The 23,391-nt window shown below is 67.8% G+C and carries 20 protein-coding genes (1 of these 20 only partly in view); 12 read left to right on the forward strand and 8 right to left on the reverse strand.

The genetic code is table 11. From position 1 onward, the window contains the following. Window positions 1-1,868, forward strand: the end of a protein-coding gene (locus PSR88_RS01095) for a non-ribosomal peptide synthase/polyketide synthase (protein ID WP_342338029.1). It extends 24,748 nt beyond the left edge of the window; the window shows 1,868 of its 26,616 coding nt (coding positions 24,749-26,616); its start codon lies off the left edge, out of view; the stop codon is at window positions 1,866-1,868. Here the strand turns inward: PSR88_RS01095 and PSR88_RS01100 are convergent. From PSR88_RS01100 to PSR88_RS01110, 3 genes are all read right to left on the reverse strand, one after another. Beyond that, window positions 1,844-4,651 (reverse strand): amino acid adenylation domain-containing protein, encoded by a 2,808-nt coding sequence (locus PSR88_RS01100; protein WP_029538501.1) that lies wholly within the window; start codon window positions 4,649-4,651, stop codon window positions 1,844-1,846. The genes PSR88_RS01095 and PSR88_RS01100 overlap by 25 nt on opposite strands. Window positions 4,652-4,745: 94 nt before the next feature. Next, window positions 4,746-5,576, reverse strand: coding sequence for an SDR family oxidoreductase (locus PSR88_RS01105; RefSeq protein ID WP_011593533.1), 831 nt, complete (start codon window positions 5,574-5,576; stop codon window positions 4,746-4,748). Further along, a complete protein-coding gene (locus PSR88_RS01110; RefSeq protein ID WP_011593534.1) occupies window positions 5,573-6,283 on the reverse strand; it encodes a thioesterase II family protein in 711 nt (236 codons plus the stop codon). Before PSR88_RS01110 ends, PSR88_RS01105 begins: the two co-directional genes overlap by 4 nt. 36 nt (window positions 6,284-6,319) lie before the next feature. Here PSR88_RS01110 and PSR88_RS01115 point away from each other — a divergent pair, with 36 nt between their 5' ends. From PSR88_RS01115 to idi, 5 genes are all read left to right on the forward strand, one after another. Beyond that, on the forward strand, window positions 6,320-6,457 hold the full coding sequence (locus PSR88_RS01115; protein WP_157180088.1) for a hypothetical protein: 138 nt from the start codon (window positions 6,320-6,322) through the stop codon (window positions 6,455-6,457). Window positions 6,458-6,711: 254 nt separating this feature from the next. Then, complete coding sequence (locus PSR88_RS01120) at window positions 6,712-7,017, forward strand: hypothetical protein (protein ID WP_016881173.1); 306 nt, start codon at window positions 6,712-6,714, stop codon at window positions 7,015-7,017. A 219-nt stretch (window positions 7,018-7,236) separates the two neighbouring features. Beyond that, window positions 7,237-8,226: a non-homologous end-joining DNA ligase gene (gene ligD, locus PSR88_RS01125; protein ID WP_016881172.1), complete on the forward strand. Its 990-nt coding sequence runs from the start codon at window positions 7,237-7,239 to the stop codon at window positions 8,224-8,226. A gap of 416 nt (window positions 8,227-8,642) precedes the next feature. Further along, window positions 8,643-9,383: a hypothetical protein gene (locus PSR88_RS01130; RefSeq protein ID WP_411755659.1), complete on the forward strand. Its 741-nt coding sequence runs from the start codon at window positions 8,643-8,645 to the stop codon at window positions 9,381-9,383. A 2-nt stretch (window positions 9,384-9,385) separates the two neighbouring features. Further along, window positions 9,386-9,805 carry an isopentenyl-diphosphate Delta-isomerase gene (gene idi, locus PSR88_RS01135; RefSeq protein ID WP_192815052.1) on the forward strand — a complete coding sequence of 140 codons (420 nt, stop codon included), beginning with the start codon at window positions 9,386-9,388 and terminating at the stop codon, window positions 9,803-9,805. On the opposite strand, the gene PSR88_RS01140 is transcribed toward idi, so the two are convergent. Further along, window positions 9,727-10,809 (reverse strand): aldo/keto reductase, encoded by a 1,083-nt coding sequence (locus PSR88_RS01140; RefSeq protein ID WP_029538497.1) that lies wholly within the window; start codon window positions 10,807-10,809, stop codon window positions 9,727-9,729. The two genes, idi and PSR88_RS01140, sit on opposite strands and share 79 nt — an antisense overlap. A 151-nt stretch (window positions 10,810-10,960) precedes the next feature. On the opposite strand from PSR88_RS01140, the gene PSR88_RS01145 reads away from it, so the two are divergent. Further along, a complete protein-coding gene (locus PSR88_RS01145; RefSeq protein WP_011593540.1) occupies window positions 10,961-11,884 on the forward strand; it encodes an AraC family transcriptional regulator in 924 nt (307 codons plus the stop codon). 146 nt (window positions 11,885-12,030) lie between these two features. Further along, window positions 12,031-12,927, forward strand: coding sequence for a glucose 1-dehydrogenase (locus PSR88_RS01150; protein WP_011593541.1), 897 nt, complete (start codon window positions 12,031-12,033; stop codon window positions 12,925-12,927). 30 nt (window positions 12,928-12,957) lie between these two features. Here PSR88_RS01150 and PSR88_RS01155 read toward each other — a convergent pair whose 3' ends face one another. Continuing rightward, window positions 12,958-13,701 (reverse strand): Clp protease N-terminal domain-containing protein, encoded by a 744-nt coding sequence (locus tag PSR88_RS01155; RefSeq protein ID WP_009472799.1) that lies wholly within the window; start codon window positions 13,699-13,701, stop codon window positions 12,958-12,960. 129 nt (window positions 13,702-13,830) lie between these two features. Here PSR88_RS01155 and PSR88_RS01160 point away from each other — a divergent pair, with 129 nt between their 5' ends. The 4 genes from PSR88_RS01160 to PSR88_RS01175 all read left to right on the forward strand — a co-directional run bounded on the left by PSR88_RS01160 (window position 13,831) and on the right by PSR88_RS01175 (window position 17,365). Then, window positions 13,831-14,193, forward strand: a complete 363-nt coding sequence (locus PSR88_RS01160) for a PadR family transcriptional regulator (RefSeq protein ID WP_009472800.1) — start codon at window positions 13,831-13,833, stop codon at window positions 14,191-14,193. Continuing rightward, entirely contained in the window at window positions 14,193-15,539 is a 1,347-nt protein-coding gene (locus tag PSR88_RS01165; RefSeq protein WP_016881168.1) for a permease prefix domain 1-containing protein, read from the forward strand. The genes PSR88_RS01160 and PSR88_RS01165 overlap by 1 nt, the downstream gene beginning before the upstream one ends. 23 nt (window positions 15,540-15,562) lie before the next feature. Continuing rightward, window positions 15,563-16,246 carry a TIGR02206 family membrane protein gene (locus PSR88_RS01170; RefSeq protein ID WP_016881167.1) on the forward strand — a complete coding sequence of 228 codons (684 nt, stop codon included), beginning with the start codon at window positions 15,563-15,565 and terminating at the stop codon, window positions 16,244-16,246. A gap of 129 nt (window positions 16,247-16,375) precedes the next feature. Continuing rightward, a complete protein-coding gene (locus PSR88_RS01175) occupies window positions 16,376-17,365 on the forward strand; it encodes a rod shape-determining protein (protein WP_009472803.1) in 990 nt (329 codons plus the stop codon). Here PSR88_RS01175 and PSR88_RS01180 read toward each other — a convergent pair whose 3' ends face one another. From PSR88_RS01180 to PSR88_RS01190, 3 genes are all read right to left on the reverse strand, one after another. Then, complete coding sequence (locus tag PSR88_RS01180; protein WP_016881166.1) at window positions 17,366-20,209, reverse strand: FtsW/RodA/SpoVE family cell cycle protein; 2,844 nt, start codon at window positions 20,207-20,209, stop codon at window positions 17,366-17,368. 20 nt (window positions 20,210-20,229) lie between these two features. Continuing rightward, window positions 20,230-21,462, reverse strand: coding sequence for a hypothetical protein (locus PSR88_RS01185; RefSeq protein WP_016881165.1), 1,233 nt, complete (start codon window positions 21,460-21,462; stop codon window positions 20,230-20,232). 214 nt (window positions 21,463-21,676) lie between these two features. Further along, complete coding sequence (locus PSR88_RS01190; RefSeq protein WP_029538494.1) at window positions 21,677-23,206, reverse strand: membrane protein; 1,530 nt, start codon at window positions 23,204-23,206, stop codon at window positions 21,677-21,679. Between the last annotated feature and the right edge of the window lie 185 nt (window positions 23,207-23,391).

The raw sequence follows: 23,391 nt of genomic DNA on the forward strand, positions 1-23,391 counted from the left end.
TCGTACCCCCGCCGACCTACGGCGGGTCGGCCCTGGCGGACATCCTCGCCGTTGAGCGGATCACCCACGCGTTCATAACCCCGACCGCGCTCGCCACGCTCGAACCGACGGGACTCGACTCGCTGCGGGTCCTCGTCGTCGCCGGTGAACCGTGCCCGACCGACCTGGCCCGGCGATGGGCACCCGGCCGGCGCATGCTCGATGCGTACGGTCCCACCGAGACGACGATCTGGTCGCATGTCAGTGAACCACTGGCACCGGCGGAACCCGTCACCATCGGGCGCCCCGTCCGCGGGTTCACCGCCGCCGTCCTCGACGCCCGGCTGCATCCCGTTCCCCCGGGCACCCCGGGCGAGCTGTACCTGGCAGGGCCCGGTCTGGCCCGCGGCTACCACGACCGCCCGGCCACGACGGCGACCCATTTCGTCGCCTGCCCGTTCGCCGCCCCCGGGTCGCGGATGTACCGCACCGGTGACCTGGTACGCACCCGGCCCGACCTCACGCTCGAACACCTCGGCCGCACCGACTTCCAGATCAAGGTGCGCGGATTCCGGGTCGAGCCGGGCGAGGTCGATTCGATCCTCGCGGCGCGCGCGGACATCGGTTTCGCGGCCACCGTCGGGCGAACCGGACCGGACGGGGAACCGATACTCGTCACCTATGTCCACGGTGCGACCGGCGTGGACGTCGACGCGAGTGCGGTGCGCACGGCGTTGTCCGCGCAGCTTCCGCCGTATCTGGTGCCCGCCGCGGTCGTCGTACTCGACGAGGTGCCACTGACCCCGGCCGGCAAGCTCGACCGCTCGGCCCTCCCCGAACCCGAGTTCGGTCCCCGGCCCGAACGATTCCGTGCCCCGTCCACGGCCGTGGAGCGGGCCGTCGTCGAGGCTATCGCGGAAGTCGTCGACATCGGCGAGGACCGCCCGATCGGAGTGGAGGACGACTTCTTCGCACTCGGCGGCACGTCACTGTCCGCGGTCCGCGTCGCCGCGGACCTGCAGCGGCGACTGGGCCGGCCGGTGCCGCTTCCCGCGCTCTTCCTGAACCCCACTCCCGCGGGGCTCGCGGCCCGCCTCGCCACAGAAGTGCCCGCCACCACCGACGAAGCTCTCCGGGTTCTCGTGCCGCTGCGCCGTGGTGACCGGCTCGCACCACTATTCTGCGTCCATGCCGGGATGGGCCTGGCCTGGGCGTACACCGGGATGGTGCGCCATCTCTCACCGGACCGGCCCGTGTGGGGACTGCAGTTGCCCTCCCTCGGCGGCGGTCCCGAGTACGACTCGATCGAGGACCTGGCGCACCGATACCTCGACGAGGTCCGTGCCGTCCAGCCGGCGGGGCCGTATCATCTGCTCGGCTGGTCGCTCGGCGGTCTGATCGCGCATGCCATGGCCACCGAGCTGCAGGACCGAGGTGAGGAGGTCGCGTCCCTCGTGCTCCTGGACAGCTATGCGGGCGAACCGATTGCGGAACCCGACCCGTTGGACGTCGGAGACCTTCTGCGTGGGCTGGGGGTCGACGTCGGACCCGGCGCGAACTCCCGACCGCTCAGGTACTCCGACGCCAGCGACCGCCTCCGCGAGGCGTACGGTCCCGCAGCGGCCATGACGGCAGACCAGCTGCGGCGCATCGCCGAGGGATATGACCGGTCGACCCGGCTAGCGGCGCGATTCGCCCCGAGAGTCTTTCGCGGGGACGCGCTCCTGCTCATCGCTGAGGACGGTCCCCACGACGGATGGGGCGACTCGATTACCGGCACCGTGCAGGAAGAACACGTCGACTGCGGACACAACGACATGATGCAACCGAAACCAGCACGTGCGATCGGCATGCTCGTCGAAAACTACCTATCCGGGCGGGGCGGGTAGAGCCGCGCCAGAGTGCCGCAGATTCCGCGGATGCTCGGGTGCCGGTACAGCTCCCGCATCGGGAGGGCAGGAAGACCGAGCCGCCGCATCATGCTGTCGGCCTTGATCGCGCACAGCGAGTTCCCCCCGAGCTCGAAGAGGTTGTCGTCCAGCGAGACCGGGACTCCCAGCACCGACTCCCAGATGTCGGTGAGCATGTGCGCTGTTCCCGCATCGGTGAGGGGGCCACCGTCCTGCGGTTCGACGACATTGTGCGGCAGAGACCGCGGGGCGGGTGCGGGAAGCCTTGCCACGTCGATCTTTCCGTTGATGGTGAGCGGTAGAGCGTCGACCAGGGTGATCGACCGGGGCACCATGTGTTCCGGTAGGAATCGGGCCGCGCGTTCGCGTATCGCTGCGACCGTCTCCGTCCCCCCGGCCGCAGCGGACCCGCCCGGGACGACGTAGGCGTCGAGCGCGATTCCGGCCGGGTCTTCCGGCCTTCCCGAGGGCACCACGGCCGCTGCCGTGACGACGGGATCGTCGAGGAGCACGGACCGCACCTCGTCGAGCTCCACACGGAACCCGCGAATCTGGACCTGGGTGTCGAGGCGACCGAGATGCTCGAGAGTGCCGTCGTCACAGATTCTTCCGCGATCGCCTGTTCGATACCAGCGGGACCCGCCGGGTGCAGCGACAAAGCGGCAGGCAGTCAGTCCGGCACGGTCGAGGTACCCGAGCGCGACACCGGCCCCGCCGACGTAGATCTCGCCGGTCAGGCCGTTCGGCAGAGGATCGCCGAACTCGTCCGCGACCGCCATCTCCCAGCCGGGTAGCGGTTTCCCCACCGTGCGCGATCCGGTCAGGGCGTCGCGCCGCGTCACGGTGTGCGCGGTGACGTGCACGGTGGTTTCCGTCGTCCCGAACATGTTCACCAACCGGCATCGTGATTCCGGATACCGGTCGAGCCACGGCAGTACCACCCGGGGGTCGAGAGTCTCACCGCCGAACACGACGAGGCGGAGCGCGGACAGCGGCTCGAGATCCCGGTCGGCCGCGGCCAGGAGGACGAATGCGGACGGCGTCTGACTGAGGACGGAGACGCGTTCGTCGGCGAGCAATGTGTGGAACTCCACTGGGGACCGCGAGATCCAGTACGGCACGATCACGAGTCGGCCACCGGTCGACAACGAGCCCCAGATCTCCCACACCGAGAAATCGAAGGCGGGCGAATGGAACATCGACCAGGTGTCCCCGGGAGTCGGCGCGAATTCGGTTGCGGTGGCCGACATCAGCGCCGGCACGGCACGGTGCGGAATCACCACGCCTTTCGGCCGACCCGTCGACCCCGACGTGTAGACCACGTAGGCGGGGGCGCCGTCGCCTCCCACAGCCCAATCCACCTCACCCGGGCCCGATACCGATCCCGGCAACTCCCCCGGCGTCACCGCCGGTACTCCGGCCCACCGGGCTTCGCCCTGCAACTCGGTCACGACCAATCGGACACCGGCATCACGCGCCGTGTACGCGAGCCGATCCGGAGGATGCCGCACGTCCATCGGAACGAACGCCGCACCGCTGCGCAACACCGCAAGCATCGTCACGACGAGATCGACCGACCGATCCACACAGATTCCGACCCGGTCCCCCGGGCCGACTCCCCGATCGTGAAGACCTCGCGCCATCCAGGCCGACTGCTCCTCGAGTGCACGGTAAGTCAATGTGCGCCGGCCATGGGTCACCGCGACCGCGTCGGGACGCTCGTGAGCGTGCCGGACGACGAGATCCTCGATTCTCCCGCCGGAGACAGGCGCTCGCACACCGGCACCCACCGGTGCCACCGCCGCACCGAACACACGACGTCGTCGCGGTGACGGATCGCGAAGTCCGTTCACCACTCGGGCGACCCATTGCCCGAACCTCGCCGCTGTGTCGGCGTCCACAGACACCGGGTCGGCGTAGACCTCCAGGGTGGCGTGTCCGCCGGTGTCGGCCACCGGCACGAGTGTCAGCGGAAACGGCGCCGTCTGGCAGGGGAGATACTCACGTCCGGTGTCACGTGTAACCGTCCCCAGCACCCCGGCTGCCGTACTGCGCATTTCTCCGATCTTCACGGATTCCCACGAGACCTCCTGTTGCCGTGAGCATTTCACCTCTTCCGCCAGCTCGACCAGAGTGCGGTCCAGGGAAGTGTGAAAGGCCAGGTCGACCCAGTTCTCGAATCCGCCGAGCATTCGGGGCGGCCGCGTCCGGTCGACCCGCCACACCGGAACCGTGACCACGGAGAGGTCGTCACGCCTACCGGTCACCACCGCGGCGGCAGCGGCCACCGTCGCCGTCATATCCTCACGGGCCGCGACCAGCGGGTGGGAGGAACGCAGTACCTCCGCGCTCCATCCGCCCAGTGCCCGACCGTGCCGATGTCGACCAACGGGATTCGCGGTCACCGTGTCGGCGTCGCGCACGCCGACGAGCACGTCACACACGAGCGTGAGCGAGGCAGTGTCGAGATCACGCCGATCGGCGACCACGACCAGATCGGCCACCTGGTCGAGGTACTGCATCACGACTGCGCGCACCGCCGGACCATCGACAGCGACGGGCCGCCGGCACTCGGCGGCAAGCCGGCGTCGTGCCTCCTCCGACGCCGAACCGGCCGGAACATCCACCACCCATAGACGCGACGGCCTGGTCGCGCGCTCCCACCAGCGACGGGACGCCGTACCCCACCGCACCGCAAGCATGTCCGAGCTCACTCCGCGGGGCACCCGCACCGTCATCGCATGGCCGAACGCCGTGCGCACCGGTCCAGACCTCCCCCAAGGAGATTGGTGCATGAAGCAATCGTAGTCGACAGACGCGCGGCGACTGGGGCCGGCGGACACGGGCCCATCGTTCTCACCGGGCCGTGAAACCGCCGTCCACCGTCACCACGGAACCCGTGACTCCACGCGCATCGTCGGACGCGAGCCACCGCGCCGCTGCCGCGACCTCGCCGGGTTCGACGAGCTTGTTGGTCGGCTGGGCCTGCACGAAAACCGACTCGTGCTCATCGACGCCGACACCCAGGGAGCGTGCGATCTCCGCCAGCATCCGCCCTTCGTACTCACTGCTGTCCCGCACCGATCCCGGGCACAGCGCATTCACCCGGACCCCGCTCGGCGCGTAGTCGAGGGCGACGGCCTTGGTGAGGCCGACCAGGCCGTGCTTAGCCGCAACGTACCCGGCGAAGTGGCGGTACCCGACGAGCCCGGCCGTCGAGGCGATATTGATGATGCTTCCGCTGCGCTGGGTGACCATGATCCGTCCGGCCGTCGCGATCGTCCGCCACGCCCCGGAGAGGTCGACGTCGATCATCAGACGCCACTCGGATTCGGCGATGTCGTGAGCGGCCTTTCCGGACGGTGCGGCGATTCCCGCATTGTTGAGGAGCACGTCGAGGCGACCGAATCGTTCGTGGGCGACCTGCACCGCTGCCGTGATCTCTGCGAGCTCGCGGACATCCACCGCCTGGGTCAGAACCGTCGCACCGTGCTCGCGGCACAACTCCGCGGTGTAGTCGAGCTGACTCTGCGAACCGAGTGGGTACGGCACCCCTGGCAGGTTTCGGGTGATGTCGACGAGCATGAGGTCGGCCCCAGCCGCCGCGAACTCGACGGCGCAGGCACGGCCGATCCCCCGCGCCGCGCCGGTCACGAAGGCCGTCTTTCCGGCGAGGTCGGCGCTCACCGAGCGTCCTCGGCGAGCTGCGCGGCAAGCAGCCGTACCAGCGCGTGCGGGTGCTCGGTCAGGTACATGTGCCCGCCGTCGACCTCGATCACCGACGTCCCCGCGGTCGTCGTCGCCGCCCACTCCGCCAACTGAGCGGCACCGACGAGGTGATCACCCCGCCCTCGGAGGGCGGTGATCGGGACGTCCAGCGGTGGGCGTGGTGGTGGCCGATAGTTTTCGTGCATCTCGACGTCGGCCCGGACGACGGGCAACAGCAGCTCGCGCAGTTCCGGGTTCGCCAGCGCGGGATGGGAGTACCCGGCCAGCTCACCCACCCGGTCGAGGAATTCCTCATCCGCCAACGACGACGCCCGGACCTCCCGCACGGTCGCCGGACCCGGCGATCCACTCACGAACAGGCGGGTCAGCGCGACGTCTCCGTCGGCAGTCAGGCGATGCGCCAGCTCGTAGGCCAGGACCGCACCGAGGCTGTGCCCGAACACGGCCACCCCGGAAGACTCCCGGAGGACCGGCAGCACGCGCGGCGCAATGTCATGGACGGCGGCGTCGACCGAGGTGAGCAGGTCCTCACCAAAGCGTTCCTCGCGGCCGGGTAGCTGCACGGGGAGGATGTCGAGTCCCCGCGGCGCACAACTCTGCCAATCGCGGAAGAATGACGCGCCCACCCCTGCGTACGGCAGACACACCAGGGTCGCAGGTGACATTGTCACCTCCTTCTACGACGCCGAGGAAGACCGCTGATGCTTCCGACCCTAGGCCGCGCTCCCCTGCGGTGTGGGAATTCGCCCGCGCAGGGCCGCCAGCACTTCCGCGGAGCACGCGAGCTGCCCAGCCTGCTCGACGTGCCCGTCGTCGAGCAGGCTGATGAATGCGGGTGAAGGGGGTGCATGGCACGCACACGGACAGCGACATGTGCTGGGTGTCAAGACCGACGGAACTCGACGTGGTCGGGAAGCTTGTCCACTGTCTGCTACACCACCCGGCCGATTGTCGGCACACCTGGTTGCGGGTCGATCCTCAGCAGCGGAATTGTCGGCGGGCTCAGCGGCGGGGCCGCTCACACGGACCCCGGTCCGACTGTGAGGCAGCGGAATTGATACGCGTGCACGTCGTACCACCTACTATCGAGTGCATGGGAGTCGCAGCCGCGGCACGAGCGCTCGGCCGCCTCCAGTACCGAATCGCGCGCATTCCCTTCCACCTCGTCGACGACACGGTGATGCCGGCATTCTTCGACGACGCTGCCCCGGCCCGGCTGGCGTACGAGTGGGTGCTGATCGAGTGTGACGAGGCCGCAGCGATTCTGTTCGACGACGACTTCGCAGCCACGCACGCACAGATGTTGCGGCAGCGCAGTGCCGCCGTGCGATACGCCATCGCCCGCCGACAACGGCAGGCTCTCCGCGATACCGACGTCGTCGTCCTCGAGCGGCCCTGACGCGAGGCGCGCCGCGCATTCGGCGAGCGTCCACTTATGCCGTGGCCTGCCCAGGCGACCCACGAATCAGACTTTCCCGAGTAACGAGGCGCACCGGCCCCGTGATCTGCGGTCGGCAGTTCTGGCGGGATGTGCAGTGTGGCGAGGGTGATCGGCATCCACCTGACGTCGATCCGGGCGATGCCGCGCCGGGGCGGAACGAGGGGGAGAATCAGCATTGTGCCCGCTCATCAGCCCGCACCACCTCTCCGCCCGGTGAAACCGATGCTGGCGACGCTCGGCTCACCACCGGGTGGAGACGACTGGGCGGTGGAGATGAAATTCGACGGTGTACGCGCCGTCGCCACCATCACCCCGGCCGCGGTGCACCTGTTCAGCCGCGACAACGCCGACATCACCGCTGCATACCCGGAGATCGCCGCCGGACTCTCCGAGATCAACCCAGGCCGAGGCGTAATAGTCGATGGTGAGATCGTCGCGCCCGCAGCCGGCAGCGGCCGACCGCGCTTCGACCTGCTCCGACAGCGGACCCCCATCCAGGATCCACCGCCCGCGCTGCAGCGCGCCGTACCGGTCGCCTTTTGCATCTTCGATCTGCTGGTGCACCGCGGGGCGCCGATCCTGCAGTGGCCGTACCTCGAGCGCCGACAACTCCTGGCCGACCTGAACCTCGATCTGGAGGGTGAGGCTCTACGGGTACCTCCACACTGGGTCGATGTCGCCGGCGAGGACATGCTCCGGTTAGCCGACGAGCACGGTCTCGAAGGAATTGTCGCCAAGAGAATGACCTCGCCCTATCGGCCCGGACGCCGCTCACCAGATTGGGTCAAAACTCCGCTACGCAACAGCGCCGAGGTGATCGTCGGTGGGTGGGAAGCGACCAGCCGCGGCGGTCTGCGGTCGCTGATCGTCGGTGCCCACGCGGACCAGGTCGGCTTGATATTCGTCGGGCACGTCGGTTCCGGCTTCACCGAATCCCACCGGCGCCGAACGCTCATGCTGCTCCGGCCACTCGAGCGCCCTTCCAGTCCCTTCGACGATCATGTTCCCGATGAGCTTGCCGCTCACGCCCGCTGGGTGGAACCGATTCTGGTCGGCACCGTCGAGTACCGGGAGTTCACCCTGGACCGGCGGCTCCGCCACCCGTCGTGGAAGGGATTCCGCGCGGGGATAGACCCGAGATGGGTGACCGTCGAGGAGTTACCGTAGTCCCGCGCGTGTCTCGGCACGATGGCTTCTGTGCCTCGGCAGGCCCGGCCGGTCTTCGGGGCGCGGCCCTACACCGCCAGGAGCTTCGCCGATCCGGCGCCGCATCGGCGAAGCCCGGAATGGAACTGTGTTGTAGCTCTTCTGCATTTGAAATCGAGGCAGTCACAGGGCTCTTCCACTGTTACGTCCTTGGCGGCACCTCTCTCCGTGTCGGCAACCGATCAGCAAGGCGGCCGAGTAGAAATCGCACACTTCCCCCTCGGACCGGCGGGTCCGACAATAGGGAGCGTGACTTCTCGACGTTCCGCCGCAGAGTGGGCAGTCGATCAGGTCCACGATGTGCGGGACGATCCTGCAGCCCGACTCGAGCTGATCGCCGTACATATCACGGTCCGATCGGCAACGCGCCCCGGCACTTGCCGTTCCGCCGGGCGGCTTTGTCGTTCATGCGCTGGCAGATCGGTCGCGGCGTGCTGGCGCCGCTGAGTGCGATGCCGCCCGGCAGTCCGTGGTGGCGAGCGGTCAACGAACGGCTGATGCGCGACGGCTGCGAGGCTGTCGCCCGGAGCGGCGGAATGGGAGGGACGCCGTCCTCGCACACGGTCGATCTGTGGATGCTTTTCGTTGCCGATCCGACCGCACGCACCTGGTACCGGGCCCACAATGCGAGCATTGCCTCCGCCTACCTGGACCATCGCGACCTTGCCTGCACCGAGAGCCACCCCGAGCGCTTCTTTCTCAACGTGGTACTGCTCCGTGTTCTCTACGCCCATGCCTTGGTCTCGGCGCCGCGTCTGGCGCTGGGGCGGCTCGCGCCGGCCGGCCCCCTTCTGGGAGATCCTCGTCTCTCGATGACCGGGATCTTCCTGTCCCTTTCTCGGGTCCTTCCCGACCGACATCCCCTCGGAGACGACGTCGCGGCGTATGTCGCCGCTGAGCACAACATCGGTGAGATGCTGGACTACGGCATGATCGGGCCGCGACTGCAGCAGTTGTACGAGTGGTCGGCCGACGAACTCGACGAGCCGGGGCTACTCGACTGCATTTGCGACGGTAGTCCGACGTACGCCTGGTCCTACTCTGATCGCGAGGTGTGGCATCCGGCGAGCCCGGCCGCCACGATTCGCGCAGTTCGGCGGATATTGCCTGCGAACTAGGGGTGAGCCCCTCCGCAGAGCTGCTCGACGAGGCAGGCGCCCAGGTCGGCACCGTGGCCGAAGCATCGGTACATACCTCGGCGACACCGCTGCACCTTGCGTCTTCCGCCTACGTCATCGACCCCGAGGGACAGGGGCTGGTCGGTCGGCGCGCACGGTGGAAGTCGACATGGCCCGGAGTCTGGACCAACAGCTGTTCCGGTCATCCCTGCCCTGGCGAGAACTTACCGGAGGCGGTCGCACGCCGCGTCGACGAGGTACTCGGGATCATCCCCGCCGACATCACGCTGGTCCTTCCCGATTTCCGGTGCCGGACACGTGATCCGCACCAGTACGTGGGCCGTCAGTACCGGACATCGCTCTGCAGCAGCGGTGGATACACGGTGGACGACTCCCCGTCCACGGTGGTGCCTGCGAACTGAAGCATCGCCCGCTGCTCGCCGTGCATCGGCGCCGGGTAGTTCAACGTCGGCGCCGAGACCTCGTCGAGGATGCGGAGGTGTTCGGGGCCGAGAGTCACCTCCAGCCCGGCGACGTTGTCCGTGAGGTGTTCGACGCGCCTCGCGCCGAGGATGGGGACGACGGTCCCGGATCGGGCACGCAGCCAGGCCAGCGCGACGGCAGCCGAGGTGGTCGCGAGGTCGTCGGCGATTGCGGCGGCGGCGTCGATGACAACGAACTCCGCATCGGTCGGACCGCCGACGAAGGCGGTGCGGGCAGAGTCGGTGACCTCGGTGCCGCGGCGATACTTGCCCGACAGGAATCCGTTCTTCAGTGGGCTCCACGGCACCAGAGCCATGCCCTGATCGAGTGCGAGGGGCGCGAGTTCGCCCTCGACGGTGCGGGCCAGCAATGAGTACTCGACCTGCAGTGCAATCAGCGGGGTCCATCCTCGCAACAGCGCCGTGGTCTGAGCCTGCGCGGTCACCCACGCCGGGTTGTTGGAGATCCCGATGTAGCGGATCTTGCCGGCGCGGACAAGGTCGTCGAGGGTGCGCAGGGTTTCCTCGATCGGGGTATGGCGGTCCCAGTTGTGCAGCCAGTACACGTCGACGTAATCGGTGCGCAGGCGGCGAAGGGTTTCGTGGAGCTGAGCGATGATGGCCGCGCGGCCCGCACCGCCGCCGTTCGGGTCGCCGGGAAAGAGGTTCGCGAAGAACTTCGATGCCAGCACCACGCGTTCGCGGCGACCGCGATGGGCGGCGAAGAAATCGCCGAGGATCTTCTCCGAGTGGCCGTTGGTGTAGAAGTTGGCGGTGTCGATGAAGTTGCCGCCGAGGTCGAGGTAGGTGGCGAGGATCTTCTCGGATTCCTCGACGCTGCAGCCGGCGCCACCGGCGTCTTCGCCGAAGGTCATCGCACCGAGGGCGAACGGGCTGACCCGTAGTCCCGAGCGGCCGAGTGTGACGTACTGATCGAGTCGCATGATCTGCTCCTGGGGTATCGGAATGTGCACATCCATCGAAACGCGAACCGCAGTGGCAGCGGTAGATCGATCGGCGCCGGGCATTGCACGATCCTGTCCGTGTCGCCCCGATTGGGTTGCCGTAGTGGCCACGCGGATGCTTTCGTGAGTTGTGCGCAACTCCCCCGACCTCCTGGACGAGATCCGCGCCGGAATCACGGTCCATGCCCGGCCGGATCTGCAGACGCCGATCGATGGGCTGTTGTTGTCGAAAGTAACGGCCGAGTCGGCGGCGCCGGAGTATTCGCTGACCGAACCGCTGCTGGTGATCATGACCCAAGGCGGCAAGCGGCTCCTGCTCGGCGACCGACTCTACGAGTACCGGGCGGGGCAATGTCTCGTCGTCACCGCCAGTGTGCCTGTCACCGGCCACTACATCGACATCAGCGAGGGCGCGCCGTCGTTGGCCATGGGACTGGTCCTGCGGCCGGCCGCCATCGCCGCACTGGTGCTGCAGGCCCCCACCGAACGGTGGTCCCGCGGCGCCGCCGGCGTGCCGGCGATCGAGACCGGCGACGCAGATGTCCATCTACTCGACGCCGCGGCCCGGATGCTGCGACTGCTCGATCACCCCGCGGACGCGCCCGTGCTCGCCCCGCTGATCGAGCAGGAGATCCTCTGGCGGCTGCTCACCGGCCCACATGGGAGCACAATTCGCCAGATCGGGATGGCCGACAGCGACCTGGCGCATGTCAGCCGGGCGATCCACTGGATCCGCGACAACTACTCCGAGCCGATGCGGATCGACGACCTCGCACGGTTGTCCAGTATGAGTGCATCGGCGTTTCACCGGCACTTTCGAGCCGTCACGGCCATGAGCCCCTTGCAGTATCAGAAACGTATCCGACTGCAACACGCCCGCTCGATGCTGGTCGCACACCCCGGTGACGTCGCCGGCGTCGGGCATCACGTCGGCTACGACAGCCCCTCCCAGTTCAATCGCGAATACCGCCGCCTGTTCGGCGCCTCCCCCGGCAAAGACGCTCACGGCCTACGCGGAAACACCGCGCTGTCGGACACCGGCCCCCTGCCCTGATCTGTCGACGCACAGCGTCCGGTAGCGGATGCAACCCCGGTTTCCGGGTGCTCCGGAAGGGGTAAGCGTGGCGGGCAGCGCCTTTGATTCGACGAACTTGTCAGTCCCGCTTGCCGATTCGACAGAAGACGAAGAAGGGTACGAGAATGGCCGACCAGTACGCCCAGCAGGATCCCACCACGCAGTACCCCGCCCCCGATCGCGAACACCAACCGGAGCTATCGCACCCGGGACTGACCTCCGACATGGTGACCGCCCCGGATCACGGCGAGAAGTCCTATCGGGGAAGCGGACGCCTCGACGGTCGCCGCGCCCTGATCACCGGCGCGGATTCGGGCATCGGGCGAGCGGTGGCGATCGCGTTCGCTCGCGAGGGTGCCGATGTCGTGGTCAGTTGTCTGGACGAGGAGGAGGCGGATGCACGGGAGACCGTGCGACTGGTGGAAGAGGCCGGACGACGAGGCGTCGTCGCGACCGGCGACATCACGTCGGAGGACCACTGCCAGTATCTCGTGGACCTGACGGTCCGTGAACTCGGCGGTCTCGACATCCTCGTCAACAACGCGGCCTTTCAGATGGTGCAGACGGGTGGTATCGCCGACATCACCACCGAGCAGTTCGACCGTGTCCTGCGCACGAACCTCTACGCGCTGTTCTGGTTGTGCAAGAAATCCGTCGCAGTCATGGAACCTGGATCGACGATCGTGAACACCTCGTCGATCCAGGGGACGAATCCGTCTCCCGGGCTTCTCGACTACGCCACCACGAAGGCAGGGATCATCGATTTCACCAAGGGATTGGCGGCCGATGTGGCGAAGCGGGGAATCCGGGTCAATGCCGTTGCACCGGGGCCCATCTGGACGCCGTTGATCCCCGCGACGATGCCCGCCGACGGTTATCGGCAGTTCGGGGACGACGTGCCTCTGGGCAGGCCCGGCCAGCCGGCCGAACTGGCACCCGCGTACGTATTCCTCGCATCGAACGAATCCAGCTACGTCACCGGAGAAGTACTCGGCGTCACCGGCGGGACGCCCTTCACCTGAGCACCGCAGCGGCGACGGAGCCCCCGCGGATCACTCCTTTTCGCGGGCGGCGACGATGGCGTCGAGGTTGGCGGCGATGTTCTCCTCGGCGGCAGCTTTGTCGACACCCAGTCCGGTGAGCACACCGACCCCGTCCTCGACCTCGAGCAGGGCCAGCAGGATGTGCTCGGTTCCGATGTAGTTGTGCCCCAAACGTAGTGCCTCACGGAACGTCAGTTCGAGCGCCTTGCGTGACTGAGCATCGAAGGGAACGAGTGCGGGCACCTCCTCGGCGGCGGGGGGCAGCGTCGCGGTCGCGGCGTGCCGGACCGAATCCAGTTTCACGCCCTGCGCGGCGATCGCCCGGGCGCCGAGCCCTTCGGGATCGGCCAGGAGTCCGAGGACGAGATGCTGGGGCAGGATCTCGGCGTTGTGTGCCGCCCTGGCCTCGTTCTGCGCGACCACAACCACCTGTCGTGCGCGCGGAGTGAACCGGCTGAATCCCTGATTCGGGTCGAGGTCGGAGGCCTGCCCGGGATCCTTGGGGACGAACCGTTTCTGCGCGGCCTGCTTCGTGACGCCCATGCTCTTGCCGATTTCGGTCCACGATGCCCCCGAGCGGCGGGCCTGGTCGACGAAGTGGCCGATGAGATGGTCGGCCAGTTCACCGAGGTGTTCTGCGGCGAGGACCGCGTCGGTGAGTTGCTCGAGCGGGGCCTCGGCGTGCACCTTCTTGATCGCGTCGATGAGCTCGTCGAGTCGGATGGGCGGGGTCGTGCGATCCGAATTCTCCATGCGTCAACTCTAGGTTGACGCACAGCAAGCGTCAACCCCAGGTTGTCGCTTTCGACTCCGCGAGCTGCGCACCGACCCGCGATCCGATCTGCTAGCTTGATGACTAGCAGATCTAGGGATAGGGGTTCTATGCATATCGAGAAAGATCTGGTGGCAGCCTCGGCCACTCCCCTCGTACTCGGAATTCTCGCGGAAGGCGAGTCGTACGGGTACGCCATTCTGAAACGAGTCAACGACCTGTCCGGCGGACGGATTCAGTGGACCGACGGAATGTTGTACCCCCTCCTGCATCGCCTGGAAAGATTGGGATACGTGTCGGCGTCGTGGGGTGCCTCCGACAGCGGGCGAAGGCGCAAGCACTACACGATCACCGCTGCGGGCCGGGAGATGCTCGCGGAACGACGCGCCCAATGGGACGTCGTCGCGGACGCTCTGAGCCAGGTGTGGCGCTCCGTCCAGCTACCCCCAGCCTCCGCCCAAGGATGGTCGTGATGGATACCGACAAGGAGCTCGAATCGCAGATCGGCCAGTGGCGGGGTTACGTCGAGCGCCGTCACGCGATATCCGCCGCCGACACCGACGAGATGGAAGACCATCTCCGTGATCAGATTTCGGACCTGTCCGCCGCTGGGCTGAGGACCGACGAGGCCTTCCTGGTCGCGGTCAAACGCATGGGCAACGTCGACGACATCTCCCGCGAGTTCGCTCGCGAGCACTCCGATCGACTGTGGAAGCAACTCGTCCTCATGCCCGCCGCGTCGGACGGCGACGGCACTCGCGCCACACGTGAGCTGTTCGTCGTTCTCGGGCTCGCCGTCGGCGCGGCACTGTCGGTCAAGGCAGGCGTGGCGACGCTCGGCGAGCAGGACCTCGCGCGCAACCTCAGTCTGTTCGTTCTTCCGTTCCTCGCCGGATACTTCGCCTGGAAGCGGCAGGTGACACCCCGCCTCGCCGCGGTACTGCTGGTGCCGTTCGCGCTGGCGGCGGTACTGCTGAACGTCTTCCCGTTCGCATCGAACGGCTCCACCGAGGTGATCGCGGCGATCCACGCACCGATCGCGCTGTGGTTCGCCGTCGGCCTAGCGTATGTCGGCGGTCAGTGGCGATCGGACCGGCGGCGAATGGACTTCATCCGCTTCACCGGCGAATGGGTCGTCTACCTGACCCTCCTCGCCCTCGGCGGCGGCGTCCTCATCGGCCTGACGATCGGTGCGTTCGACGCACTCGGCCTGAGTGCCGAGTGGTTCATCGAGGACTGGGTGCTGCCGTTGGGGGCGGCAGGCGCGGTCATCGTCGCCGCGTGGCTCGTGGAGGCGAAGCAGAATGTGGTCGAGAACATCGCCCCAGTCCTCACCCGCGTGTTCACCCCGCTGACGACTCTCATGCTGCTGGTGCTGCTGACGGCATTCGCGACGACCGGCAGCGTCGTCGACGTCGACCGAAACCTGTTGATCCTCATGGATCTCATTCTCGTCGTCGTCCTGGGATTGCTGTTGTACGCGATTTCGGCCCGTGACCCCTACCTGCCGCCCGACCTATTCGACCGCCTCCAACTCGTCCTCGTCGTCAGTGCCCTCGCGGTCGACCTGCTGATGCTGTTCGCCATGCTGACTCGCATCGCGGAATTCGGCTTCACCCCGAACAAGGTGGCGGCACTCGGAATGAACCTGGTCCTCCTCGTCAACCTGACGTGGTCAGCTCATCTCATTCTCGGGTTCCTGCGCGGCCACCGCGGATTCAGCTCCACCGAACGCTGGCAGACCGGTTACCTTCCCGTCTTCGGCATGTGGGCGGCGTTGATGGTCGGCGTTCTCCCACCGGTTTTCGACTTCGTGTGACGACAGTGCGGAGCTGATCGAGAGTGTTCTCATCGGACAGGGAATTCACGGCGTACGGCCCGTCGTACTGGGCGATGATCGCGCTGTTCGTCGTGGGGGCCGCGGTTCTGGTCCGGCTCGGACGACGGCGAACCGTATCGCAAGCCCGGCGCCTGGGCCGAGTCCTTGCGGTGCTGACGGCCGCGATATACGGCGCGACACTGGTTCATTTCTCGATTCCGCCCACGATCGGCGGCTCGGTACCGCTGCGCCTGACCGATCTCGCGACCGTGGCGGCGGCCTGTGCCCTGTGGTCCCGGGCGCAGTGGGCCTACGCGCTCACGTATTACTGGGGACTCGTGCTGAGCACCCAGGCGTTGATCTCGCCTGTTCTGACCGGTCCGGACTTCCCCCACTATCAGTTCCTCGCGTTCTGGGCGATTCACCTGCTCGTGGTCTGGGCGGCCATCTATCTGACGTGGGGTCGAGGGATGCGGCCCCGGTGGCGCAGCTACCGGTTCACGGTCCTGGTCACCGTCGTCTGGGCGGCAGTGACCTTCACGTTCAACCGCGTCGCCGGAACCAACTACGGCTTCCTCAACAGAAAGCCTGCCACCGCGACCCTTCTGGACGTTCTGGGTCCCTGGCCGGTGTACCTACTGACCGCGACGACACTGATTCTCGTCGTGTGGGCCCTGATGACCTGGCCGTGGGAGCGGACACGATGACGCACCGAGGAAATCCCGCGGCCCTCCTGATCGCTACCGGGAATCTTTGGTGTCACGCGATATCTTCCGAACGACGCTGCGGCTGCGTAACATCAGGATCATCTCGCTGGAATCCCTCTGGAGGCCGACGTGGGTGGACTTGGTATCGATCTCGGAACTGCCAACACTGTCGTCGGAACTCCCGACGACGGCATCGTACTGAACGAGCCGTCCTTCATGCTCGTTCGAACGAAGGATCCGCACCGTGCTCTCGCGATCGGCACGGAGGCGCGAAGTCTCGTCGGCCGCACTCCAATCGGAATCACGCCGGTTCGACCGATGCGTGACGGGGTGATCGTCGACCTGGAGTCGGCGCGGGCGTTCGTCACGGCCGTCATCAAACGGGTCTCCTCCGCCAGGCGATACGGTCTGCGGCCCAAGGCCGTCATCTCGGTCCCCGCGGGCGCAACCCCGCTCGAACGCCGCGCACTGCTCGAGGTCGGCCACGAGGCCGGTCTGCGGAAAGTGGGGTTGGTACCGGAGCCGGTGGCGGGTGCGCTCGGTTGCGGAATCAACCCCATGGAACCACGCGCACACCTCGTCGTCGATATCGGCGGCGGCACTTCGGAAGTCACCGCCATCTGTTTCGGTGGCATTCTCTCTCACCGTAGTTGCCGTGTCGCGGGCGACGAATTGACGAACGCGCTGTACCAGTACCTGAGGGCAGAGCACAAGATCGTCGTCGGCGAACTCACCGCCGAGCGTGCCAAGCTGGGTGAACCCGACAGCGCCGAGGGGCAGTCGCTCGTCGTCGAGGGCCGCGACGCCGTGACCGGCCGCGCACGCCTGGTGACACTCGAGACCGAGGAGATCGTGGAGGCGTTGCGGCCGACGACAACCGGAATCGTGCAGACATTGACGGAATGCCTGGACGACCTCCCCGCCCAGGCGATCGGTGACGTGATGTCGGAAGGGCTGCTCGTCATCGGTGGCGGGGCGTTGCTCCGCGGGCTGTCCCAGCTGCTCGAAGAGTCCTTCGGATTCCCGGTGAAGACCGCCGAGCGCCCACTCACCTGCGTCGCCGAGGGCGCTACGGCGTGTCTGGTGCACCCTGAGGTGGTTGCCGCCTACAGCGCCTGATCACCGAGTCGGCGCCGGGGCGGGCGGTCGCGGAAAGTAGTGCTCGAGGAGTTTCTTGACCACGGGGCCCGCCGTCGCCGACCCGAAGCCACCACCGCGGATCAGCACCGACACCTGGATCTGGGGGGCGTCGAAAGGCGCGACCGCGGAGAACCAGGCATTCAGTCCTTCTCCGGGCGCCGACGGGTCCTCCGCCGTGCCGGTCTTCGCGCCGGCCGGTACCGGGAGGTCCGCGAGTTGCCCGGCGGTCCCCGCCGACGCGGACGCCCGCATGCCTGCCCGGACGGGACCGAGCAAGTCCGCGAAGGGCAGACGCTGAGGCTCCGCTGTCGGGATGGGGGTCAGTTCCGACCCGTACGCCGCGGCGAGCTGAGGCGTCACCATCGCGCCGGTGGCGATCCCCGACGTCCAGCGCGCCACCTGTATCGGGGTCGCGCTGACGGTGCCCTGTCCGATACCCATCAACAGCGTCGACCCGGGATACCAGGTGGCCCCGATGCTTCCGACGTTCTCCGGGGTGCCGAGGAACCCCTCGGCCTCGCCCGGCAGGTCGATCCCGGACCGCATGCCGACGCCGAGTTGGCCCGCGACGTCCGCCATCCTCTCCGGACCCAGGAGTTCACCGAGCTTGTAGAAGTAGACGTTGTCGGACCACTGAATCGCCTGCAGCAGATTGTGCGGGCCCATCGGTTGCCAATTCCGGAAGGTGTGGCCGCCGTAGGTGTAGGCGGCGCCGGTGTCGATCACCGCGTCCGGCGACAGCACCGGGTATCGGGTATTCGCCGCCGCGACGACGATCTTGAAGGTGGAGCCCGGGGGGACGGCGGTCTGGGTGGCATTGTTGAGCAACGGGCTCGGCCCCGGGGTCTGACTCTGCGCCGCGAGGGCGACGAGGTCGGCCGGAGGTCCGTAGACGTTGTTGTCGGCCCCCGGGACACTGGCGAGGGCCAGCACGGCTCCGTTCCGCGCGTCCATCACGACTGCGGCACCGAGGTCGCCCTTGCTGGTGCGCATCGCCTCCACGAGTGCGTCGGTGGCCAGGTTCTGCACTTCGATGTCGAGGTGCAGGCGCAGATCGTGGCCCCGTACCGGGTCCACCCGTTCGCCGGCGGCCACCGGATGCCCGGACGGATCGACATACATGCACTGTTTGCCGTCGCTGCCGCGGAGCAGAGCGTCGTACTGCTTCTCGAGTCCCGCCTTGCCGACGCGTGACCCGAGCGCGAGATGCGGCCAGCGTTCCATGTCGTCGGCGTCGGCGACCCCGACGTGCCCGAGGACGGAGGCGAGAACGGCACCGTACGGGTACTGCCTGCGGCCGGTAGGCACCACGAGGACACCGGGAAGTCGCGCGTCCACGATGCGCCGCGCCTGGTCGGGCGCGACTCGGCCGACTTCCACCTGCGACTCGCCTTCGCCACCGGCATCGATCAGGTCCGCGACCTCGTCGGGAGACCGGGCGAGCACCGCGGCCAACCGGTTCCGGGCGTCGTCGTCGTGCTCGTCGAACATCCGGGCGACCACCGCAACGGCGTACTCGGCCACGTTGACCGCCAGGGGAACACCGTTGCGGTCGAGGATCAGTCCGCGCTCTGCGGGCAGGCGGATGCACCGCATCATCTGCTGGTCGCTCATCGCCCGGAATTCCGCACCCCGGTCGTGTTGCAACTGCCAGGCGAACACCGACATCGCGACGAGTGCCGCGGTCATCGTCAGGGTGCCCGCCGACATTCCGCGCGGGCGGCGCCGCCGTCGGGGATCCGGGGTCCACAGCGGTCGCGCGACGCCGTCTCGGCGCACCGCGAGCACCAGTCCGATGGCGACGAAACCGACGATGGCGGCGGTGCCCCCGTAGCTGAAGAGGGGAATCGGCATGCCGGTATGGGGCAGCAGCGACAGACTCTGACCGATCGACACCAGCGCGTGGATGCCGAACAACGCGCCGATTCCTGCCGCGACGAGTGCGGCCTCGCGAGTGCGCGCCGTGCGCGCGGAGAGTGCAGCCCGCCACACGATGACCGAAGTTGCCACCACGACAGCCAGGCCGGCGATCAAACCCCACCCGTACACCAGGCTGGCGAACGCGAGATCGTGCTCCGATTCGGGAAGATACTCGGCCCGCACCGCGTACATCGGGTCGCGCGCCAGCCCCCACAGGCCACCGCTGCCGATCGCGATGTTCGCTTGCAGCTCGGCCCATCCCGCGCCGGCAGGGTCGGCGTTGCTCGACAGGAACACGTGGACCCGTTCGAGCTGGTAGGGGCGGAGAAAGAGCACGGCGAGCGGAAGCGACGCGAGACCCAGCACGAACAGCGGAACCAGAGGCAGAAGCGGGACTCGGGCGAGGATGAGCATGAATCCCGCCGTCGCGACGAGCACGACGGCAGTCGACAGGTCGGGTTGGAGTGCGACGAGTGCAATGGGTACGCCCACGATCGCCAAGGTCGCGACGAATCGTGCCAGCGTGAACCCACCGGCGAGCATGCTCGCGGGCACGAGAACCAGGGCGAGCTTGGCCAGCTCGGACGGCTGGACGGTGAATACGCCGAAGTCCAGCCAGCGTTGAGCACCCTTGGTCGCGACCCCCGCGAACGGTACGACCGCCAGCAACACGGTCGCCACGGTGAACACTGCCCAGCCGAAGGCGCGGAGATCACTCATCCGCAGGCGGGACACCACATACATGATGCCCAGACCGGCAACGGCGAAGAGCGTGTGGCGAACAGCGTCTGCCGTCTTCCCTGTCGAGAGCAAATTCAGAAGGCCGAGCACGACGAGAACGATCGCCGCACCGACGATCCACGGGTCGGATTCGTGCTTGTCGTCGTGCTTGTCGTCGTGCATCCCACCCCTCCCCCCGCCGCTCAGCAGCGAGCGTTTTCGGCAGGCACCAGCAGCGACTCGGACGCGGCCGTCGCCGGGGCGCTGGTGACGGCCGCGACGGCGAGTGCGGCGCCCGGCGGCAGATCGGTCCGGACGATGCCGTAAACCTGTTGTGACCCTGGCTGAACGGGCAGCGTCACGTCACTGGTGGGCCGCACCTCGCCGGAGCAGCGGTCGTACACGTTCACCCGCCAGGTCACGGCGCCGACAGCTGCTGCCGGATCGAGGCGAATGTCGACTCGGATCGCGCACGCCTGCCCGGGCAGGCACTCCCCGTTGGCGCGCGTGACCGTGACGAGGGTGATCGGCCCCGCACTGCCGGGGGCACCGATGTCGACGGGCGGCGGCGGCCGGCCGACATCGATCGTCGCCGACGGTGGCTGGTCAGCCTGGGGTTCCGGTGGAGGCGGCGATACGGGCCGAATCTGATTCTGCTCCGAGGGATTCACGGGATTCAGGACGGCGTCCCATCCCCGGCGCAGCTCCGACCACACCCGGGGAGCCATCCACGCTGCAGCGACGAGTATCAGGATCGCGATCAGGCCGAGTGCTCCCTGCCGCCGCGACGGCCGTCTCCTTTTGCGATGCCACGGATTCCGGACCGGCGGAAACCAGCCTGACGGTGCGAGGGTGGAACCGGCCGCCACATATGGCCAGTCCCGGACGTCCGTCCGCTCCCCCACCACCTCGGTGTCAGGACGCGGCCGTCCCGTGGTGGCCGCGACGAGCCCGGCAAGTTGGCAGCGTTTCCTTCTCTCCTCGGCTGGGTCGACATCGGGTGCGATCGCCTGACGAACCCGGTGCACCAACGCATCCAGATCTGTTGTTTCGGCGAGCGATTCGTGCAACCGGTCGGCCAGGGCCGAACCGCGACAGTTCGTCGCAATGCTTCGGAGAAGTTCGACCACCGCCTCGTTCATGTCTCGCCGGGACGCACTGCCCGCGCACTCGATCGTGAGATGACCGGCATCGGACACCGTCACGTTCCGGAGGCGGAATGGGTAGGGCCCCTCGCCGCGCGCCAGTTCGAGCTCATGGAGCGCATCCGCGACGAGTAGTGCGGCCTGCGCTGGTGTCAACGCCGCCACCGCCAGGAGTCTTCCGACTGCGACACCGCGGACACGTGCATCGTGATCGATGTGTTCGGGCGGGTCGGATCGGGCATCGGCGGGTTCGGTTCTCCTCGCAAGGAGCCCTGTCACTGCTTCGATCATCGCGCACCCCGACGCTATGCCTCCCGCACGGTCAGGACGCGACCGGAGCGGGCGGCGGCGGACCTTGAGTTGGGCTTACTCGCTGCCGAAATCCATTACGCCTGCGTCATTCCATTTAACTCCGCGGCGTGCTCCGGCGTCCGAGAAATCGCTTCGTCCGCTTCGACACAATTCGGTGTCGTCGGTCCGGACAGCTGGGTCGCACCGCTGTCTGTCAGCTCCCACTCGGCGGTGACCCGAACGCGTGCATCACGACCGCACCCCAATCCCGCCACATCGGGCACGGTGGAGGATCCCGGTGGTCCAGGAACCGGATCACCTCGTCCTCGAAGGCAGCCGAGGTGGGCAGCGACGAGTGTGCGGCGCGGACCGGGCAGCCATTGCGTTCGACGTCGAGCCGCCAGCCGTGCGGCATCAGGGGAAGATCGGCAGCCGAGGTGATACTCAGAACACGCACCTCCCCGGGCAGCGGCTCGTCGAGAATGGCCTGTGCGCTGCCCGCGGTGCCGAGCAGCTCCCGCGCCGCGGGCGTGTCGGGGTCGAAGTGGAAGAAGACGACGTCGGTCACCGGCGCCGCCCACCGCAACAGGTCGCCGAACACCCTGCCCCGTCGATCGCCATCCGGGGGTGGAAAGCCGAGCGGGGTCTCCGGAAAGACGCCCACCAGCACCAGCACATCGACCCGCGCCCGCCCGGTGGCAACCGCGTCCCACGCAATCCAGGCGGCGTGGGAATGTGCGGCAACGGTCAACGGCCGCTGCAGGTTCGCGGTCTGTTCGGCAAACAACGCGACCTGTTCCTCGACGGGGCGCTGGGTGTCGGCAGATTCGTACGGGGCACCCGATCTGATCGGACACGTCGAGTCGCGCTGCGGCTGCCCGTCGCCGGGGCCGGCGTAGGAGAAGTAGTACACCTGATCGCATTCGTAACCCAGCCGGTGCACGTCGGCCCGGTGGATGCTCCCCTGCCCCGAACGCGAATTGATTCCGGACATCAGGAACAGTGAACCGGCCTGCCGCGGCGCGGGTTCCGGATCGTCATATCCTCGCGTCCGTACAAAGATCACCGACGCCGCCGTCACCACGACGAGCACGGCAGCAAGCGCCGCGACGGGCCGGGTAACCGGTTCACGGTCCATCGCCCACACCGTCAGTCCCGTCGCCGCAGCCGAGACCGGCACGAGCAGCACGGTGAGGGCCGGGGCCCGGTCGGCCAGAACGCCGAGCCCGAGGACCGCCGCGCAGTACGGCACCATCACCTCGATCCGCAGGCCGCGGCGCCACGCCCGCGCCATCGCCCCGCGCACGGTGACCCCGCCCTGCCACGGGACCGGGCCGAGTATCAAGACCAGCAGTCCGACCAGCGCCACCGCCGGCCAGAACGCCCGCGAGTACAGCGCCGCGTAGGCGGTCGCGTCACCGAGCGTCGCAAGAAGGATCGGGCCGAACGCCGCCGCGTAGAACATCGCGGCGAAGCGGAGGCGTCGGGCATCGAGTCCACCGAGAAGCCAGGCCATCAGCACGACCCGCACGGCCGACACCACGGCCAGCAGCACCAGGAACTGCGGCCACGAGGCGGTACGCACCAGCAGAAGTCGCAGGTCCGCGAACTGATCCAGCGGCGGCAGCGCGACCAGGTGCAGCAGTCCCGGCCAGGCGGGAACCATCCCGCTCGCCGCGAGCACGACGACGAACACCGCGACGGCCGCCAACGGCAACCACCGCGTCCAGTTCGTCGACGTCATACCTTTCGCTGTACTCGCTGGTCGTGGTCCTGCACAACCCATGCGCCGCCCCCGCAGGACAGGTTCCCTCCCGTGGGCCCGGACTGGGAAGCACTCTCAGCGGACGCAGGACGTCGTGCCGGACAACGGGATTCCGGACCGAGCATCCTTTGCGCGCGGTTCGTCGGATGTGTGACCGCATCACG

The organism is Rhodococcus sp. DK176 (assembly GCF_038447315.2).
GTDB classification, from domain to species: Bacteria; Actinomycetota; Actinomycetes; order Mycobacteriales; family Mycobacteriaceae; genus Rhodococcus_F; species Rhodococcus_F jostii_A.

Bases quoted from the DNA above. Each gene is read 5' to 3' on its own strand.
- PSR88_RS01110 (WP_011593534.1), bottom strand. From the start codon at position 6,283: ATGTCACCTGCGACCCTGGTGTGTCTGCCGTACGCAGGGGTGGGCGCG.
- PSR88_RS01115 (WP_157180088.1), top strand. From the start codon at position 6,320: ATGCTTCCGACCCTAGGCCGCGCTCCCCTGCGGTGTGGGAATTCGCCC.
- PSR88_RS01120 (WP_016881173.1), top strand. From the start codon at position 6,712: ATGGGAGTCGCAGCCGCGGCACGAGCGCTCGGCCGCCTCCAGTACCGA.
- PSR88_RS01140 (WP_029538497.1), bottom strand. From the start codon at position 10,809: ATGCGACTCGATCAGTACGTCACACTCGGCCGCTCGGGACTACGGGTC.
- PSR88_RS01150 (WP_011593541.1), top strand. From the start codon at position 12,031: ATGGCCGACCAGTACGCCCAGCAGGATCCCACCACGCAGTACCCCGCC.
- PSR88_RS01155 (WP_009472799.1), bottom strand. From the start codon at position 13,701: ATGGAGAATTCGGATCGCACGACCCCGCCCATCCGACTCGACGAGCTC.
- PSR88_RS01160 (WP_009472800.1), top strand. From the start codon at position 13,831: ATGCATATCGAGAAAGATCTGGTGGCAGCCTCGGCCACTCCCCTCGTA.
- PSR88_RS01165 (WP_016881168.1), top strand. From the start codon at position 14,193: ATGGATACCGACAAGGAGCTCGAATCGCAGATCGGCCAGTGGCGGGGT.
- PSR88_RS01180 (WP_016881166.1), bottom strand. From the start codon at position 20,209: ATGCACGACGACAAGCACGACGACAAGCACGAATCCGACCCGTGGATC.
- PSR88_RS01185 (WP_016881165.1), bottom strand. From the start codon at position 21,462: ATGATCGAAGCAGTGACAGGGCTCCTTGCGAGGAGAACCGAACCCGCC.
- PSR88_RS01190 (WP_029538494.1), bottom strand. From the start codon at position 23,206: ATGACGTCGACGAACTGGACGCGGTGGTTGCCGTTGGCGGCCGTCGCG.